Source organism: Pseudomonas sp. Fl4BN1 (genome assembly GCF_009908285.1).
GTDB lineage: Bacteria > Pseudomonadota > Gammaproteobacteria > Pseudomonadales > Pseudomonadaceae > Aquipseudomonas.
In genome coordinates this window covers 1-405 of record NZ_JAAARM010000133.1, presented here as the reverse complement: position 1 = coordinate 405, position 405 = coordinate 1, and the positions used below count along the sequence as shown (strand labels likewise).

At 66.9% G+C, this 405-nt stretch carries 1 protein-coding gene; it reads right to left on the bottom strand.

Annotation, left to right across the window (positions count from 1 at the left end; genetic code table 11):
• The coding region (locus GV818_RS33915; RefSeq protein WP_372242149.1) for an alpha/beta fold hydrolase at positions 1 to 405 on the bottom strand (405 nt) is incomplete at both ends.

Sequence of the window (405 nt, the reverse complement as noted above, 5' to 3'; positions counted from 1 at the left end):
AGGTAGCGCAGCAGCGCGTTGCCGCCCAGCGAGATGCCGACAACCAGCAGCTTGCGGCTCTGCGGCTGGCAAACCGTCCGGTAAAGGCGTTCGAGGATCCACGCGATCTCGGCGCCATCGCCGCAGTGGTACATGCGCGGCGCGAGGTTCATCTCGCCCGAACACCCGCGAAAGTGCGGAATGACGCCTTGCCAGCGGCGCGCGCGCAGCGCGTCCATCAGCAGCCGCGCGTAATGGCTGCGCGAATCGCCCTCCAAGCCATGAAACATGACGACGAGCGGTGCGTGCGCGTCGGTCTCGTGCGTGGTCCAGTCGAGGTCGATGAAGTCGTGGTCGGGCGTGTCCCAGCGTTCGCGCCGATACGCAATGCGCGGAAAGCGCCATAGGCGCGCTGGCACGATCGTC